Below are 15,785 nucleotides of genomic sequence, written 5' to 3'. Positions count from 1 at the left end.
GGGTCGCGCGGGCCCAGACAGGATCCCGATGTTCTTCCGCCGCTCAAAGACGCCCGCGCCCGAGACAGCCGCGCAGGATCCGACGGACGAGCCCGCCCTGCCGCAGCGGCTGTCGCCGCGCTCGCCCGGCGAGGCGATCAAGCCGACCGTCGCGCCCCCGCCGCCGGAGAAACCCGAGCGCGAGCGGAGCGGCCTCGTGGGCCTGATCAGCGGCGCCCTGACCTTCGCGGTCGTCATCGCCATCGCGGCGATGATCGGGATCACGCTGTTCCAGCGGCAGGTGCGCGAGCCGGGCCCGCTCGCGGCCGACAAGGTCGTGGTCATACCGACCCACAGCGGGACGGCCGAGATCGCCGAGACCCTGAAGCGCGAGGGCGTGATCGACCATACCGGCCTGTTCGAGTTCGCCGCCCGCTTCGGCGGCCGGCCGGCGCTGCGGGCCGGCGAGTACGTCTTCAAGGCGCACGCGAGCATCTCCGACGCGCTCGACACGATCGCCACGGGCCGGCAGGTCCAGCACGCCATCACCTTCCCGGAGGGCCTGACCTCCGAGCAGATCGTCAACCGCCTCAACGACAACGACGTGCTCGCCGGCGAGATCAACGAGATCCCCCCGGAAGGCTCGCTCCTGCCGGACACCTACAAGTTCGAGCGCGGCGCCACCCGGCAGCAGATCGTCAACCTGATGAAGGCCAAGCAGCGCGAGGTCCTGAACCAGATCTGGCTGCGGCGCAGCGCCGACGTGCCGGTGCGGACCCCGGCCGAGATGGTGACCCTCGCCTCCATCGTCGAGAAGGAGACCGGCCGCGCCGACGAGCGGCCCCGGGTGGCCGGCGTCTTCATCAACCGCCTCAACAAGCGGATGAAGCTGCAATCCGACCCCACGATCGTCTACGGCCTCGTGGGCGGGCGCGGCACCCTCGGCCGCGGGATCCTGCGCTCCGAGATCGACCGGCCGACCCCCTACAACACCTACGTGATCGAGGGCCTGCCGCCGGGGCCGATCGCCAATCCCGGCCGCGCCGCCCTGGAGGCGGTGGCCAACCCCTCCCGGACCAAGGACCTGTACTTCGTCGCGGACGGCACCGGCGGCCACGCCTTCGCCGATTCCCTCGAGGCGCACCAGCGCAACGTCGCCCGCTGGCGGGCGGTCGAGAAGAGCCGGCAGGCGCCGCCGGACGCCGTCGACAAGGTCGAGCCGAGCCCGGACTCGACCACGCCGGGCCGCGCCTCGGCCTACGCGCCGGGCGGCGCCCCCGCGGGCAACGGGATCAACACCAACGCGGCCTTCGCCCTGGATACCGGCACGCCGGGCACGCGCGCCTTCGACGCCTCCGAGGGCACCCGCCTCGATCCCCTCAAGAACCGCAGCTACGATCTGGGCTCGCCCAAGACGGTCCCGACCCTGAGCGAGCCGGCACCGGCGCCGCGGGGCCGCCGCTAGGCAGCGGCGCCGGTCCGCGCCGCCGGCTTCGGCGCCGTCGGGGCCGCCCTCAATGCGCCCGCGGGTTCCGCGGGCGCCGCGGCGCCTCTGGCGGCTCGCCCGACAGCGAGGCCGCGATCTGCCGTCCCAGCTCGTAGAGCAGCGCCTCGAGCAGCGGCTGCACCCGCGTCGCCTCCCCGGGCCCGAGATCGCCGACCAGCTCCCACAGGCGCATCGCGTAATCGGCCATCCGCTCGACGGCGGTCCCCGGCTCGGTCGGAGCCCCGAGAAAACCGACCGGCGGCTCGTACGGGCCGTCGACCCGGCTGTCGGTGATGTCGATCACGATGCCCCGACCGTAGATGTGCCCGTCCGCGCGGCGCTCGAACCGGCCCCGCGCCAGGACCCAGCGCACGACGCCCGGCGCGGGCACGATGCGGTGCTCCCAGGCGAAGAGACCGCCCTCCTCGCGGACGCGACGGCGCTCGCTCTGGTCCCGGGCGAGGTCCTCCGGGTGGAAGAGCGCGGAGAGCTGCTCCCAGGTGATGCCGTCCGCCGCCTCGGTCTCGGTCAGGCCGAAGATCCGCGCCATCGTCGCGTCCCCGCGCACGCATCCCGTGTGCGGCGCATCCTCCCAGATGCCGACGCCCAGCGCGGACATCCCGAACGGCGTGAGCGCGGTCCTCCCCAATACTGATCGCGGCATGCGCCATCCGAGTTCATGTGCAGACGAGCGGGATTTCGAGCACACCTTCACTGCGGAATGCAACGTCGGCCGCGCGACACGAAAGTGAAAACGTGACCACCGCGACCGCGCGGGCGACGGCGGACGGGGCCCGCGTCGCGGGCGGGCGGCCCTACCGGTCCCAACAGCGTGCCGGGTGCCGCTCGACTGCACGGCGCCGCCCGAGATGGCCGGGCGCGCGGCGCGTCCGACGCGCGCCCGACGCGCCTCGCGACGCGGCGACGGCGGCGACCGGCCTCTTCCCACCGGAGTGATCCGTGCTACAGGCCCCGATCTTCACGGGGACGGGGGTCGGCGTGGCCCAGATCGCGAGCATGACCGGTTTCGCCCGGACGGCGGGCAGTGCCGGACCGGTGCACTGGGCCTGGGAGGTCCGCAGCGTCAACGGGCGCGGCCTCGACGTGCGCACCCGCGTGCCGGCCGGCTATGACGGGCTCGGCGAGACCGCGCGCACCGCGCTCCAGAAGACACTCACCCGCGGGCAGTGCCAGCTGACGCTGACCCTCACCAAGCCGGAGACGACCGCGCGGGTGCGGATCAACGAGACCCTCCTGGCGAGCCTCGCCCAGGCGGTGGCCCGGGTGCCGGTCCCCGAGGGCGTGGCCCCCGCCACGATGGACGGGCTGCTCGGCGTGCGCGGCGTGATCGAGGTCGAGGACGAGGCGGCCGACACCGACACCCTCGCCCGGGACCTGGCCGCGGGCGTGGTCCAGCTGGTCGCGGATCTCGTCGAGGCGCGCCGCGCCGAGGGGCGCCAGCTCGAGCAGGTCGTCACCGCTCAGGTCGACCGGATCGCCGCGCTGACCCAGGCCGCCGAGGAGAACCCGGCCCGCCAGCCCGAGGCCGTGCGGGCACGGCTGGAGGCGGCCGTCGCGGCCCTCGGCGGCAGCGGCCTCGACCCGGACCGCCTGCACCAGGAGGCGATGCTGCTCGCCGGCAAGGCGGATGTCCGCGAGGAGCTGGACCGGCTCCGCGCCCACGTGGCGAGCGCCCGGGACCTGCTGGCGGCCGGTGGCGCGATCGGCCGGCGGCTGGACTTCCTGGCCCAGGAATTCGGCCGCGAGGCCAACACCCTGTGCGCCAAGGCCAACGATATCAGCCTGTCGCGGATCGGACTCGACCTGAAGGCCGTGGTCGAGCAGTTCCGCGAGCAGGTGCAGAACATCGAATGATGCCGGGCACGATGCTGGGCACGATGCCGGATCGGGACGTGAGGATACGGATGCGAAACGTCGGGGAGCCACGCGCATGACCGAGCCGGCCGGGAGCGTCTCCGACTCGATCGCGCGGCGCGGGTTGATCCTGATCCTCTCCTCGCCTTCGGGCGCGGGAAAGACCACCCTGACGCGGGCGATCGCGCAGGATCCGAGCTGGGCGCTCGACCTGTCGATCTCGGTGACCACGCGGGGGCGGCGCCCCTCGGAGATCGACGGGCGGCACTACCATTTCATCGATCGCGAGGCGTTCGACGACCTGCGCGAGCGCGACGATCTGCTCGAATGGGCCGAGGTGCACGGCAACTTCTACGGCACGCCCCGTCGGCCGGTGGAGAAGGTGCTGGGCTCCGGCCGGGACATGATCTTCGACATCGACTACCAGGGCACGCGGCAGGTGCGCTCCAAGCTCGCCCAGGACGTGGTGACGGTCTTCATCCTGCCGCCCAGCATGGCCGAGCTGCGCCAGCGCCTGGAGCGCCGGGCGGAGGATTCCGCCGAGACGATCGAGAAGCGTCTCGCCAACGCCCGGACCGAGATCCAGCGCTGGGTCGAGTACGACTACGTCATCGTCAACGACGATCTGCAGAACGCCTTCCGGGCCCTCCAGGGGATCCTGGCGGCCGAGCGCCTCCGGCGGGCGCGCCGCACCGGCCTCGCCCCCTTCGTCGAGGGCCTGCTGGCCGAGACGCCGTGATCCGGCCCTGGAGCGCTCTCCGCCGAAGTGGATACCGGTCGGGCGCAAGAGAGCGTGTCAAGACAAAGGCTTGGAGCCGTGCTCGGTTGCAGCGCGATCGCGCACGGCTCTAGCGGCGGATCAGCACGACGCCGCCGATCAGGAGCGCGATCCCCAGGAGGCGCGGCAGGTCGACGGGCCGCTGCGCGAGGCCGAGCAGGCCGGCGTGGTCGAACAGCACCGAGGCGACCATCTGGCCCGTGACGAGGAGCGCGAAGAAGGACGCGGCGCCGAGCTTCGGGACCAGCAGGATCGCGAGGCCGATGAACACCGCGCCGAACAGGCCGCCGCTCCAGGTCCACCACGGGATGCGCTCCGCCACGCCGGCCGTCGGCACCGGGTCGCGCAGGGCGGCGGCGAGGAGCGCCATGCAGGCGAGCCCGACCGCGTAGCTGGAGACGCCGGCCCAGGACGCGGAGTCGAGGCCCGCGCGGAGATTCGCGTTCAGGATCTGCTGCAGGACGAGGCCGGCGCCCGCCAGCACGGCGAGCAGGGCGGAGAGCGCGAAGGCGAGCATTGCGGGACGGGCCTCGGGGTCGGGACGGCGGGCGGCATTGACAACCGTCCCGGCCGATGCCGTCAAATGCCGCGCTGACCCGCGTCCATGCAGTTTCGGCATGATGAACCCCGCACATCTCGACCTCTTCCGCGCCGTGATGCGCCACGGCGGCATGACGCGGGCCGCAGAGGTCCTGGGCATCGGGCAGCCCCATATCAGCCGCGCCATCGCGCAGCTGGAGGCGGCCCTCGGCTTCGCGCTGTTCGTGCGCGGGCACGGCAACGCGTTCCCGACCCCGGAGGGCGAGGCCTTCGCCCAGGAGGTCGCGCAGACCTACGCGGGCCTCGATCACCTGCAGCAGGCCGCGCGCCGGATCCGCGAGCGCGGCACCGGCGGATTGCGCGTCGCCTGCCAACCCTCCCTGGCCGCCGGATTGCTGCCGCGCGCCATTCGCCGCCTCGACGCGGAATGCCCGGATCTGCGCATCTCGGTCCACGTCCCCAGCACAGACACGATCTGGTCGTGGACCGCCTCGGGCCAGTGTGACCTCGGCCTGGCCCGGCCGCGCTCCGGCCATGCCGGGGTGAGCGCCGAGCCGTTCCTGCGGGTCGCGGCCGTGTGCGCGCTGCCCCGCGGGCACGCCCTGGCCCGCCGGCGCGTCGTCACGGCGGCGGATCTCGCCGGGGTGCCGCTGATCGCGGCCGGGTCGAGCCCCGTGCAGGCGGCCACCGAGGCGGCCTTCGCGAGCGCCGGCGCGACGCCGCGCTTCGCCCTGATGGCCGAGTACACGGCGGCCCGCTGCGGCCTCGTCGCCGAGGGACTCGGCGCCGCCATCGTCGATCCGGTCCCGGCACGGGCGCTCGGCGGGCTGCCCATCGTGCTGCGGCCGTTCCGGCCCGAGATTCTCATCGAGACGCTGCTGCTCCGGCCGGCGGGCCGGCCACGGGGGCGGCTCGTCGAGCGGCTGATGCTCCATCTGGCGGCGGAGCGCGACGCCCTCGGCGCCGCCTGAGCGGCTCAGGCGGCGGCCGGCAGCTCCGGGACCGGGCAGAGCCACGCGCGCATCGCCGCGAAGGTCGACACGGCCGCGCCGGTGAGCGCGGCCTCCGCGGCCGGGTCGTCGCCGAACGCGTCCAGGCGCGTGCGGAAGGCGGCCCACATCGCCCCCGCGGCGGGCCCGTGCGCCCGGTAATAGGCGAGCCCCGCGTCGGAGAAGCCGTGCAAGCCGGCGATGTGGCGGCCGATCAGCTGCCCGCCGAGGGTCGATCCCTCCAGCACGTAGAGCGCGCCCGTGGCGGCGGCCGGCCCGCGGAGAACCGGAGCGGCCGGTCTCGGGAGCGCCGCGACCGCGCCGGGCTGGAGGCCGAGATGGACGAGGTCGGCCGCGAGGAGCGCGAGTCGGCGGCGCGGCGCCAGGAACGGCTCGTCGGCGAGCCCGGACCCGATGGCCGATTCCCAGACCGCGTGGAAGCCGTAGAGGCGTCCCAGCAGCTCCCGGTAGCCGCCGAGCGTCGCCACCCGCGCCTGCCAGTCGAGGGACGCCTCCAGCGCCTGGTGGGCCGGATCGGTCGCGGCGCGCAGCCGCGCGTGCAGGCCTTCGCGGGATCTCACGCGGTGATCGTGAAGCAGGCGCCGGGAGTGTTGGCGACGGTGAGCTTGGCGTTGATCTGGTCGAGCATCGCCCGGATCAGCTTCATGCCCAGGCCGGAGCCCTTGCTCCGCGCCTTGGCGTCCGCCCAGTCGTCGGGCAGGCCGGCCCCGTCGTCGCAGACGCGCAGCTGGATCTCGCCGGGGCCGGAGGCCGAGACTCTGACCTCGACGCGGCCGATGCCCGCCGGGTTGGCCGCGTATTTGAAGGCGTTGGTGACGAGTTCCGTGGCGATCAGCGAGAGCGCCACGGCCTTGCGGTAGGGCACCATCAGGCCGGGCTCCGCCGACAGGTCGACCGCGTGCCCGTCGCCGGCCAGCCCCGCGAGGTCGTTGCACAGGCTCTCGATGGTCTGGCCGAGATCGACCTCGTCGAACCGATCCGCCTGGTACAGGCTGTCGTGCACCCGCGCGACGCTCATCACCCGCGCGGAGGTGTCGGCGAAGGCCTGCCGGGCCTCGCCGTCGGCGATCTGGCGCCGCTGCATCTGCAGGAAGGCCGAGACGATCTGCAGGGAGTTCTTGACCCGGTGGTCGATCTCCCGCGTGAGCAGGTCCTTCTGCTCGAGCAGACGCTCCTTCTCGGCGAGCAGGCCGGTGAGCTCGTCGATCTTGCGCCGCTGGCGCAGCACCACGCCCTCGACCGCCTCGGCCAGGGAGCCGGCGAGCTGGACCTGCCATTCCGCGAACGGCGCGGCGAAGCCGGTGCGCTCCTCGACCCAGCGCTCGAACGAGCGGCGGGGCAGCACCGCCACGGGACCGCTTCCGGCGAGCACGGGCTTGCGCGGGTCGCCACCCCACGTGACCGTGCTGGGCACCTCGGGCCGGAACCAAACCAGCAAGTTCTCGCGCGAATCGTCCACGAAGGCCGCGAGCATGCCGCTGGCGATCTCGCGATGCGGCCCGGCCTCCGGAAAGTCGGCGCCGAAGCTGTCGCTGCTGTAGACGACCTCGCCCTCCGGCACGCGCGCCCGCAGCCAGCTGGCGATCGCCGCCACCATCTCGGCCGGCGGGGTCCGGCCGATCAGCGTGACCCGCTCGCCCGAGACGATGCCGGCGCCGGTGGCGCTGAACAGGTCGAGCAGCGTCGTCGTCCCGGCCGTCAGGGCGGCCACGAAGTCGTCGGATCGCGTCAGGCCGCGCACGAGGCGCCCCTCGACGTCGAGATGCGCCTGCCGCTCGGCCCAGAGGCGGCGCGACTCGATCTCCTGCACCCGCATGGCGAAGGCGTCGGTGAGCACCGTGGCGGCCGCGCGCGTCTCCGGCGTGACGTAGTGCGGGCGGCGGTGGTGGCCGATCATCAGGCCCCAGAGCCGTCCCTCGACCATGATCGAGATCGACATGGACCCGTTCACGCCGAGGTTGCGCTGGTACTCCAGGTGGATCGGCGAGAGCGTGCGATGCTGGGCGAAGGTCAGGTCGATCGGGCCGTTGCCGGCGCCGGGGGCCGAGACCAGCCCGACCGGGACGCTGTCACGGTCGATGACGAAGCGGCTCTTGGCCTTGGTGTAGAGGGCCCGGGCCTGGGCGGGAATGTCGGAGGCGGGGAAACGCAGGCCCAGCAGGCTGCGCGACCAGCCCGGCACCTTGTCCTCGGCCACGGCCTCGCCGTTCCAGTCCGGGTCGAAGCGGTAGACCAGCACCGCCTCGAAGCCGGTCAGGGCCCGGATCTCGAGAGCCGCGATCCGGGCGGCCTCGGCCAGGGTCCCGGCCTCGCGCAGGCGACCGACGGCCAGCTCGGTATCGACCTGGCTCGCCGTGGCGAAATCGTCGGCCGAGTCCGGCTCGAGCTCCATCTCGACGATGACGCGGCCGGCATGGGCGTGGACGACGGCGTGATAGGCGCCGCGATCCGGGAAGGTCAGGGTCCGGCGGATGGAGGCGCCGTCCTCGAGGGTCCCGCTCGCGAGCCGCGCGCGGATCGCCGCGACGACCTCCGCCGGAAGCACGTCCGCCAGGGGCCGGCCCGCCAGCGGCGGCTCGATCGGGTCGATGATCTCGCCGACATTGGCCGAGTAGGCCGCGACCAGGAGGGTGCCGGCATCGGCCGCGAGCATCACGGCGTTGGGCTGGATCGAGCCCGGGATGTGGATCGGCTCGCGCTCGCAGAGGCTGGCATCCACCGGCTCGGCGCGCACCCGCCGGCCGATCGCCGCCATCACGGCCTCGCGCGACAGATCGGCGCCGAGGCTCTCGACGGGATCGATGGTCAGCCACGTCACCGGGCGCGTGCCGCCGATCTGGCCGTGTCGCATGTGGATCCGGGCCCGGAGCGGCTGCGGTAGCCGGCCGAAGACGTAGTCGAAGGTCTCGTCCAGGGCGCCGCGGCGCGCCCCCGCCAGGAACCGGCCGCGGAAGCTCGGCACGTTGGTGCCCGGCATCACGTCGCGGAAATAGTCGCGCCCGAGGACGGCCTCGCGCGACAGCCCGGAGATCGCGCTCGCGCCCTCGCTGAAGGCCACGACGGTGCCGGCCGCATCGAGCCCGATCACGCCCTGGTCCAGGCGGTCGAGCGCGTCCGGCGCGATGACGTCGAGATCGACGTCCGTATCGGGGGCCTGGCTGGGCGGCATCAGGAGCGAAACCGGCTCATTCAGACGGGTATGGCGACCGAAATGGCCGAGCGCAATGCTAGTGATGTCAGCAAGATCAACGCCTCAGCTTCTCTGTATGATCTTAGACATAATACTGATAAGCCCTTCTTCAACCGTAGGATGGTACACCGGGCGATCATGCACGGCCTGGGCCGTCTGCTTGTCGGCGACGGCGTACGTGAGCAGGTGCGCGAGGTGTTCCACGGCCGGCCCGAGCATCTCGCCCCCGAGCAGTCGCCCGGACCGATCGGCCCAGATCCGCATGCCGCCGCGGTTCAGTCCCTCCACGCGGGCGCGCCCCTGGTCGGAGAAATCCAGGGCGCCGACGATCCGTCGATCGTCCTCCGGGTCGTAGGGTGCGCCTATCACCGCCGCCTGGGGATGGGTGAAGACCATCGCGAGGCTCGTCCACGGCTCCGGCGTCGCGACCGGGCGGCCCGCCACGAGGGCGGCCGCGTTGGCGCCCGCGATCGTGCCCTGGCGGCTCGCCTCGTGCAGCACCGGTCGCCAGCCGTCGACGTCGCCGGCGATCAGGATCGGCGCCCCGGCGCAGACGAGGCTGCGCCGGTCGAAGTGCGGCACGCCCGTCTCGCCGATTCGAAGGCCGGTCGCCCCCAGCCCGAGGGGCTCCAGGTTCGGAGAACGGCCGGTGGCGGCCAGCACCCGCGCCGCCCGCGTGACCTGGTCGCGACCGTGGCGGTCGACCCAGCCGAGACGCACGCCGTCGCTGTCCGCAACGGCGTCCCGAACCTCGGCGCCGAGGTGAAGATCCATCTCCGAACCGAAGATCGCGGCGGCCTGCCGGGCGAGGTCGGGCTCGGTCAGGCCGGCGACGGTGTCGCCCGCGTCGATGACCGTGACGGCGACGCCGAGCCGGGCCATGGCCTGGGCGATCTCGATCCCGACGGCACCGGCCCCGAGAACGGCCAGCGAGGCCGGGAGATCGGGGATCTCGAAGAGCGTGTCGGTGGTGAGGACGTCCGCGCCGAGGCCCCACAGGGGCTCCGGGACGATTGGGCTCGAGCCCGTGGCGATGACCGCGGCCCGGAAGCGGATCCGGATCGCGTCGTCGATCAGCAGGGTGCGGTCGCTCTCGAACCGCGCCGTGCCGCCGAGGCGCTCGTCTTCGGGGAGATCGTCGAGACCTTCGAGGACGCTGCCGACGAACCGGTCGCGCTCTTCGCGGAGGCGCCGCAGCACGGCGGGCCCGTCCACCGCGACGTCCGGAACCCGGATGCCGAACAGGTCGGCGGTGCGGGCGAGGTGGGCGGCGGTGCCCGCGGCAATCAGGAGTTTCGAGGGCATGCAGCCGACCCGCGCGCAGGTCGTGCCGCCGGGGCCGCGCTCGATCAGGACCGACCGCGCCCCCGCCGCCGTCGCGGCGCGATGGGCCGCGATTCCGGCGGTCCCGGCACCGATCACCGCCACGTCGTAGTCGAGTTCACGCATCAGCATTCCGGACCGTCCGCCGGGGCCAAAGCGTCACGGCTCAGGTTCGTTCCGCCTGCGCGCTCTCGTCTCAGCCCGGCCTGGACCGGCCGGGGCTCCGCGCGCTCCGGCGGCGCGGAGCCGGCGTGTCAGGCGCTGCGGCCAGGGGCCGTGCCGCCGAGGTGGAACACCCGGTGCGGGACCAGCTCGCCGCGCTCCACGTCGCCCACGGCGACCAGGATCCCGGCGCAGGTCGCGAAGGCCTTGCCCTCCACCGGGGCGTCGCGGCCCCGCAGGATGACCGACTGCCCCCGCATCAGGCGCAGGCCCAGATCGCGCGACACCGCGACCTCCGGGATGGCGTCGAGGGCCGTCTCCACCGGTCGCAGGTAGGCGAGGGCCGCCTCGGGGCTGCCGTCGGTCAGGGCCGAGACCGGGCAGGCCTCGGCTTCCGAGAAGGGTCCGACGCGGGTCCGGCGCAGGGCGGCCACGTGGCCGTAGCAGCCGAGCATCCGGCCGAGATCGCGGGCCAGGGCCCGCACGTAGGTGCCCTTGCCGCACTCGGCCTCGATCACGGTGCGCTCGCCGTCGTGCTCGACGATGGCGAGCCGGTCGATCTGCACCGGCCGGGCGACCAGCTCCACGGTCTCGCCCTCGCGGGCGAGGTCGTAGGCGCGCTCGCCCTGGATCTTGATGGCCGAGTAGCGCGGCGGCACCTGCTCGATCGCGCCCACGAAGGCCGGCAGCGCCGCCTCGACCGCCGCCCGGTCCGGGCGGGCGTCGCTCGTCGCGACGGGACGCCCCTCGGCGTCGTCGGTGTCGGTCTCGATGCCCCACTGGACGGTGAACCGGTAGGCCTTGCGGCCGTCCATCACGAACGGGACGGTCTTGGTCGCCTCGCCGAGGGCGATCGGCAGGATGCCGGAGGCCAGCGGGTCGAGGGTGCCGGCGTGGCCGGCCTTTTTGGCGTTGAAGGCGCGCTTCACCACCGCGACCGCGTGGGTCGAGGTCATGCCGACATGCTTGTCGAGGATCACCCAGCCCGAGACGTCCCGGCGCTTCGGCCGGTCCGGACGCGGCCCGCGCTGCGGACGGCGCCCCTCCGGCCCGCGGCGCTCAGCGCTCGGCGGGGGAGCCTGGCGCTCGGCCGGCGGAAAATCTTCCATGGAAACCGTCATGTCCGCGTGTCCCCCGGGGTCGATGCCCCGTCCCTTTCTGCTTGGTATCGGGACTCAATGCCCCGTCCCGGTCTCCGGTTCGTCGTCCTCGGGCCCGGACTCGAGGTCCCGCTGGACCCGCTCGTCCCGCAGCAGCCGGTCGATGCGCGCGGCCTCGTCGAAGGTCTCGTCCCGCCGGAACCGCAGTTCCGGCGCGAATTTCAGGTTCACCCGCCGGGCCACCTCCTGGCGCAGCACCTTCCGGTGGCGCTCCAGGGCGGCAATCACCGGCGCCTCGTCGAGGCCGCCGAGCGGCATCACGTAGGCCGTGGCGAGCTTCAGGTCCGGCGACATCCGCACCTCCGGCACGGTCACGACATGCGTGCCGAGCACCGGATCCTGGATATCGCCGCGCTGGAGCACCTCGGCCAGCGCGTGGCGCACGAGTTCGGCCACGCGCTGCTGGCGCTGCGAGGGGCCGGTGGAGGTCGGTTTCTGGGCCATTCTGTCTCGGGCCGGCCCGCCGGAGCGGACGGCGCACGTCCTGAAAAAAGAAAAGACGGCCGCGGCAGGTGCCGCGGCCGCCCTGTCCGGATGAGTCCGGAGCGTCAGAGGGTGCGGCGGATCTCCTCGACCCGGTAGCACTCGATCACGTCGCCCGCGCGCATGTTCTCGAAGTTCTCGAAGGCCATGCCGCACTCCTGACCGGAGGTGACTTCCTTCGCGTCGTCCTTGAAGCGCTTGAGCGTCTTGAGCTTGCCCTCGTGGATCACGACGCTGTCGCGGATGAGGCGGACATGCGCGCCGCGCTCCACGATGCCGTCGGTGACGCGGCAACCCGCGACCTTGCCGACCTTGGAGACCTCGAAGACCTCCTGGATCGTCGCCTCGCCCAGGCGCTCCTCGCGGAGCGTCGGCGGCAGCATCCCCGACAGCGTGGCTTTGATGTCGTCCACGAGGTCGTAGATGATGTTGTAGTAGCGGATCTCGATGCCCGCCCGCTCGGCGGCCTCACGGGCCTCCTTGTGGGCGCGCACGTTGAAGCCGATGACGACGGCCTTCGACGCCTGCGCCAGGGTGATGTCCGACTCGGTGATGCCGCCGACGCCGGCCAAGAGGATGCGGGCCGCGACCTCGTCGTTGCCGAGCTTCTCCAGGGCGCCCGAGATCGCCTCGACCGAGCCCTGCACGTCGCCCTTGATGACGACCGGCAGCTCCTTGCGGCCGGCGCCTTCCTTGAGGTCGCGCATCATGTCGACCAGCGAGCGGTTGGCACCGCCGGTCCGCGCGTTCTGGCGCTCCCGCTTCTGACGGGCGCGGTACTCGGTGACCTCGCGCGCGCGGGCCTCGTTCGGCACCACGATCACGCGGTCGCCGGCATCCGGCGTGCCGTTGAAGCCCAGCACCTCCACCGGCACCGACGGCCCGGCGTACTGCACGTTCTCGCCGAGATCGTCGATCAGGGCGCGCACGCGGCCCCACTCGGCGCCCGCCACGACGATGTCGCCGGTGAACAGGGTGCCGCGCTGGACCAGGACCGTGGCCACGGGGCCGCGGCCGCGGTCGAGCTGGGCCTCGATGACCGTTCCCTCGCCGTCGCGCTTCTCGTTCGCGCGCAGGTTCATGATCTCGGCCTGGATCTGGATGCCCTCCAGGAGCTGCGGCAGGCCGGCGCCGGTCTTGGCCGAGACCTCGAACTCGAGGGTCTCACCGCCCATCGACTCGACCTGGATGTCGTGCTGCAGCAGTTCCGTGCGGACCCGCTCCGGCTTGGCATCCGGCTTGTCGATCTTGTTGACCGCGATGATCATCGGGACACCGGCCGCCTTGGCGTGCTGGATGGCCTCGATGGTCTGGGGCATCACGCCGTCGTCGGCCGCCACCACGATCACCACGATGTCGGTGACCTTGGCGCCGCGGGCGCGCATCGACGTGAACGCCGCGTGGCCCGGGGTGTCGATGAAGGTGATCATGTCGCCGGAGGGCGACGCGACCTGGTAGGCGCCGATGTGCTGGGTGATGCCGCCGGCCTCGCCCTCGACCACGTTCTCCTTGCGGATCGCGTCGAGCAGCGACGTCTTGCCGTGGTCGACGTGGCCCATGATGGTGACCACCGGCGGACGGGGATCGAGATCCTCCTCCAGATCCGGCTCGTCGGAGGAGAGGCCCTCCTCGACGTCGGACTCGGCGACGCGGCGCACCGTGTGGCCGAGTTCCTCGGCGATGAGCTGGGCGGTGTCCGAGTCGATCACGTCGGTGATCTTGTGGATCTGGCCCTGCTTCATCAGCAGACGGATCACGTCCACGGCCCGCTCCGACATGCGGTTGGCGAGTTCCTGGATGGTGATCGTCTCGGGGATCGTCACCTCGCGTGACAGCTTCTCCTTCTGCTCCACGTGGCCGCGGCCGCTCATGCGCTGCTGGCGGCGGCGGAACGAGGCGACGGAGCGCGTGCGCTCGTCCTCGCCCGAGGTCGCGTTGGCGATGGTCAGGCGGCCGCGGTTGCGGTCGCCGCCCGGGGATTTCGGGGTCTTCGGCGGCGCGATGATCTTGAGCGGCATGCCGGGACGGCGGATCACCCGCTTGGTCTCGGACTCGTCCTCGTTGGTCTGGGCACCGCGACCGGCGGGGCGCGCCGCGGCCCCCGCGCCGGCGGGACGCGCGGCGGTCGCCGGCGTCGCGCTCTTCTCGGGCTCGGGCGCCGGAGCCGGACGGGCCATGAAGTTGAGGTCGCGCGGCTTGCGCGAGTCGGCCGTGATGGTCTTGCGCGGCTCGCCCGTGGAGGGACGCGGCGTCAGCGGCGGGCGCGGAGCGGCCGGAGCCGCGGCGGAGGCCGTCGGGCGCGCGGCGGCCGGACGGGCCGCCTCGGGCTGACGGGCCGGCGCTGCCGCGGGGCGCGCCGGCGCCGCGGCGGCGGGACGGGCAGCGGCCGGCTGGGTCGACTGGGCCGGCGCTTCGGCCGGACGGGCCGGTGTCGCGGCGGGGGCGTCGGCCGCGGGTGCGGGGGCGGCGGCCTGAGCCTCGGCGGCCTTGGCAGCGTCAGCCGCCGCCGCTGCGGCGGCCGCAGCCGCGGCCTTGCGCTCCTCGTCCTCGCGACGGCGGGCCTCGGCGGCCTCGCGCTCGCGGCGGGCCTGCTCCTCGGCCTCGCGACGGCGCGCCTCGGCCTCGGCCTCCACCTTGCGGCGGGCCTCGGCCTCGCGGCGCTGCGCGTCGGCGAGGGCGGCGGCGCGGGCCGCACTCTCCTGCTCGCTCAGGGTGCGCAGGACGACCCCCGAAGCGGCGCGCTGCGCCGGACGCGGGGCCGGCGCCGTCGGCGCGGGGGCCGCCGGGCGTGGGGCGGGCGCGGGTTCACGGGCAGGGGCGGCCGGCGCCGCACCGATGACGCGGCGCTTCACCGTCTCGACCACGACCTGCTTGGAGCGGCCATGGGAGAAGCTCTGACGCACGGTGCCCGCCTCGATCGGCCGCTTGAGGCCGAGCGGCTTCGGGGAAGTCCGGTTCAGAGTCTTGTCGCCCGGGTTGTTCGTATCGCTCATTCAGCCTGAACCCTGAGGGTTTCCATCGTCCCGTGAACCGACACCCGGTGGCGCCGGTCAAAATAGTCCTGCGTCGTCAACGTGAGGCTTCGTCGATCCCGCCGATTCGGGCTGGATCGGGCTCCCCGGTCGCCGCGGCGGCGCCCTCGAAGGAGCGTAGCCGACGCCAACGCGACAGGCAGCCGGCGGCTCCGGCTCCTGCGACGAGCGCAGCGTGTATCACATGATCCCGACCTAAGGCCATGTCCAATTCGTCCTCGGACAGGTCATCGATGATCGGGATCCTTGACATGGCCCCGCCGTGGCGCCTGTGCAAGGCCGACGCGATCTTCCGCCGGCCGTCCGGGCTCGCCTCGGCGGCATGAATCACCGCAATGGCACCCGGCTGCCCGCCGATCGCGGCCTCGACCTTCGAGAAGCCCGCGACCACGCAGCCCGCCTTGTTGGCCATGGCGATGGCCTGCCGCAGGTCGTCCCGCAGCCCGGCGGCGATCCGGTCCGGCAGGTCGGGGGCGGCCGGGGTCGGCCCCTTGAACGCCCGCGAGAACAGGTTCTTCCGCACCGCGGTCGCGACAGCCTCGCGCCGGGCGCTGATCCAGGCGCCGCGGCCCGGAAGCTTGGCGCGCAGGTCGGGCACGACGCTGCCGTCCGGCCCGCGCACGAACCGGATCATCGCGTCCGGCGCCTGGACGACGCGCGTGACGATGCAGGTCCGCTCGGGCGAGCGGCGGCCGGGGCCGGCATCGAGCCCCCCGGCATCCAGCCCGTCCTCGGGCAGGGTCGTGTCGACCGCGACCATCGCGCCT

At 73.3% G+C, this 15,785-nt stretch carries 13 protein-coding genes; 4 read left to right on the top strand and 9 right to left on the bottom strand.

Features of this window, described 5'->3' with window-relative positions; translation table 11 throughout:
• Nucleotides 1-28: 28 nt before the first annotated feature.
• Nucleotides 29-1,444 (top strand): endolytic transglycosylase MltG, encoded by a 1,416-nt coding sequence (gene mltG / locus ACX9MN_RS28910; protein WP_489726119.1) that lies wholly within the window; start codon nt 29-31, stop codon nt 1,442-1,444.
• A 49-nt stretch (nt 1,445-1,493) separates the two neighbouring features.
• On the opposite strand, the gene ACX9MN_RS28905 is transcribed toward mltG, so the two are convergent.
• The gene (locus tag ACX9MN_RS28905; RefSeq protein WP_043712453.1) at nt 1,494-2,129 is read right to left on the bottom strand and encodes a PAS domain-containing protein; all 636 of its coding nucleotides are present in this window, start codon (nt 2,127-2,129) and stop codon (nt 1,494-1,496) included.
• 353 nt (nt 2,130-2,482) lie between these two features.
• On the opposite strand from ACX9MN_RS28905, the gene ACX9MN_RS28900 reads away from it, so the two are divergent.
• On the top strand, nt 2,483-3,340 hold the full coding sequence (locus tag ACX9MN_RS28900) for a YicC/YloC family endoribonuclease (protein WP_056526155.1): 858 nt from the start codon (nt 2,483-2,485) through the stop codon (nt 3,338-3,340).
• Nucleotides 3,341-3,416: 76 nt separating this feature from the next.
• Nucleotides 3,417-4,079: a guanylate kinase gene (gene gmk, locus ACX9MN_RS28895; protein ID WP_056525786.1), complete on the top strand. Its 663-nt coding sequence runs from the start codon at nt 3,417-3,419 to the stop codon at nt 4,077-4,079.
• Between the two features lie 109 nt (nt 4,080-4,188).
• On the opposite strand, the gene ACX9MN_RS28890 is transcribed toward gmk, so the two are convergent.
• Entirely contained in the window at nt 4,189-4,635 is a 447-nt protein-coding gene (locus tag ACX9MN_RS28890; protein WP_132367137.1) for a DMT family transporter, read from the bottom strand.
• Nucleotides 4,636-4,735: 100 nt separating this feature from the next.
• Between ACX9MN_RS28890 and ACX9MN_RS28885 the strand changes: the two genes are divergently transcribed.
• Nucleotides 4,736-5,629 (top strand): LysR family transcriptional regulator, encoded by an 894-nt coding sequence (locus ACX9MN_RS28885; RefSeq protein WP_489726118.1) that lies wholly within the window; start codon nt 4,736-4,738, stop codon nt 5,627-5,629.
• Nucleotides 5,630-5,634: 5 nt separating this feature from the next.
• Here the strand turns inward: ACX9MN_RS28885 and ACX9MN_RS28880 are convergent, their stop codons facing one another.
• The 7 genes from ACX9MN_RS28880 to ACX9MN_RS28850 form a co-directional block, all read right to left on the bottom strand.
• Nucleotides 5,635-6,228, bottom strand: a complete 594-nt coding sequence (locus ACX9MN_RS28880) for a biliverdin-producing heme oxygenase (RefSeq protein ID WP_489726117.1) — start codon at nt 6,226-6,228, stop codon at nt 5,635-5,637.
• Nucleotides 6,225-8,837 (bottom strand): histidine kinase dimerization/phosphoacceptor domain -containing protein, encoded by a 2,613-nt coding sequence (locus tag ACX9MN_RS28875; RefSeq protein WP_489726116.1) that lies wholly within the window; start codon nt 8,835-8,837, stop codon nt 6,225-6,227. The genes ACX9MN_RS28880 and ACX9MN_RS28875 overlap by 4 nt, the downstream gene beginning before the upstream one ends.
• A gap of 84 nt (nt 8,838-8,921) precedes the next feature.
• Nucleotides 8,922-10,307 (bottom strand): dihydrolipoyl dehydrogenase, encoded by a 1,386-nt coding sequence (locus tag ACX9MN_RS28870; protein ID WP_489726115.1) that lies wholly within the window; start codon nt 10,305-10,307, stop codon nt 8,922-8,924.
• Nucleotides 10,308-10,435: 128 nt separating this feature from the next.
• A complete protein-coding gene (gene truB / locus ACX9MN_RS28865; RefSeq protein WP_056525771.1) occupies nt 10,436-11,452 on the bottom strand; it encodes a tRNA pseudouridine(55) synthase TruB in 1,017 nt (338 codons plus the stop codon).
• A gap of 66 nt (nt 11,453-11,518) precedes the next feature.
• Complete coding sequence (gene rbfA, locus ACX9MN_RS28860) at nt 11,519-11,947, bottom strand: 30S ribosome-binding factor RbfA (RefSeq protein WP_020092715.1); 429 nt, start codon at nt 11,945-11,947, stop codon at nt 11,519-11,521.
• A 104-nt stretch (nt 11,948-12,051) separates the two neighbouring features.
• Entirely contained in the window at nt 12,052-14,979 is a 2,928-nt protein-coding gene (infB, locus tag ACX9MN_RS28855; RefSeq protein WP_489726114.1) for a translation initiation factor IF-2, read from the bottom strand.
• A gap of 76 nt (nt 14,980-15,055) precedes the next feature.
• Nucleotides 15,056-15,778 carry an RNA-binding protein gene (locus ACX9MN_RS28850; protein ID WP_020092717.1) on the bottom strand — a complete coding sequence of 241 codons (723 nt, stop codon included), beginning with the start codon at nt 15,776-15,778 and terminating at the stop codon, nt 15,056-15,058.
• Between the last annotated feature and the right edge of the window lie 7 nt (nt 15,779-15,785).

This window comes from Methylobacterium sp. 1A, assembly GCF_058072805.1.
The sequence above is the reverse complement of the archived record's forward strand: the minus strand, read 5'-3'. Positions and strand labels throughout refer to the sequence as shown.

Excerpts from the sequence above, each read along its gene's own strand:
- ACX9MN_RS28900 (WP_056526155.1), top strand. The coding sequence starts at position 2,483 with ATGACCGGTTTCGCCCGGACGGCGGGCAGTGCCGGACCGGTGCACTGG.
- ACX9MN_RS28875 (WP_489726116.1), bottom strand. The coding sequence starts at position 8,837 with ATGCCGCCCAGCCAGGCCCCCGATACGGACGTCGATCTCGACGTCATC.
- truB (WP_056525771.1), bottom strand. The coding sequence starts at position 11,452 with ATGGAAGATTTTCCGCCGGCCGAGCGCCAGGCTCCCCCGCCGAGCGCT.
- rbfA (WP_020092715.1), bottom strand. The coding sequence starts at position 11,947 with ATGGCCCAGAAACCGACCTCCACCGGCCCCTCGCAGCGCCAGCAGCGC.
- ACX9MN_RS28850 (WP_020092717.1), bottom strand. The coding sequence starts at position 15,778 with ATGGTCGCGGTCGACACGACCCTGCCCGAGGACGGGCTGGATGCCGGG.
- ACX9MN_RS28870 (WP_489726115.1), bottom strand. The coding sequence starts at position 10,307 with ATGCGTGAACTCGACTACGACGTGGCGGTGATCGGTGCCGGGACCGCC.
- infB (WP_489726114.1), bottom strand. The coding sequence starts at position 14,979 with ATGAGCGATACGAACAACCCGGGCGACAAGACTCTGAACCGGACTTCC.
- ACX9MN_RS28885 (WP_489726118.1), top strand. The coding sequence starts at position 4,736 with ATGATGAACCCCGCACATCTCGACCTCTTCCGCGCCGTGATGCGCCAC.
- gmk (WP_056525786.1), top strand. The coding sequence starts at position 3,417 with ATGACCGAGCCGGCCGGGAGCGTCTCCGACTCGATCGCGCGGCGCGGG.
- ACX9MN_RS28905 (WP_043712453.1), bottom strand. The coding sequence starts at position 2,129 with ATGCCGCGATCAGTATTGGGGAGGACCGCGCTCACGCCGTTCGGGATG.
- mltG (WP_489726119.1), top strand. The coding sequence starts at position 29 with ATGTTCTTCCGCCGCTCAAAGACGCCCGCGCCCGAGACAGCCGCGCAG.
- ACX9MN_RS28890 (WP_132367137.1), bottom strand. The coding sequence starts at position 4,635 with ATGCTCGCCTTCGCGCTCTCCGCCCTGCTCGCCGTGCTGGCGGGCGCC.